This is a genomic window from Mesorhizobium sp. M8A.F.Ca.ET.207.01.1.1 (assembly GCF_004794715.1).
GTDB lineage: Bacteria > Pseudomonadota > Alphaproteobacteria > Rhizobiales > Rhizobiaceae > Mesorhizobium.
In genome coordinates, this window is record NZ_SRUS01000267.1 from 1 (window position 1) to 351 (window position 351).

Below are 351 nucleotides of genomic sequence, written 5' to 3' on the forward strand. Positions count from 1 at the left end.
TCACCGACAACAAGGGCGGCGTGTTCGGCCTGGACAAGGCCAGCGGCGCAGCGATGTGGTCGCAGACCGCCTTGGCCCGTCGTTCGCTGACCGGCCCGGCGCTGCAGGGCGACTACGTGGTGGTCGGCGACTACAAAGGATACGTGCACTGGTTGCAGACCTCCGATGGTGCGATGGCGGCACGGGCAAAGAGCGGTGGTGATGCCCTGCTGGCCCAGCCGGTCGTCGCAGACGGGGTGCTGCTGGTGCAGAACGTGGATGGCAAGCTGACCGCCTGCCGGTTGGCAAATTAATACGGAGTAATCGCGATGCTGCCTTTGGTCGCCCTGGTTGGACGGCCGAATGTCGGCA

At 65.2% G+C, this 351-nt stretch carries 1 protein-coding gene; it reads left to right on the forward strand.

The window, feature by feature from the left end; all coding sequences use genetic code 11:
- Nucleotides 1-293 (forward strand): PQQ-binding-like beta-propeller repeat protein (locus EN850_RS34470; RefSeq protein WP_145973028.1); only part of this gene is annotated, 293 nt, incomplete at its 5' end.
- Nucleotides 294-351 lie beyond the last annotated feature (58 nt).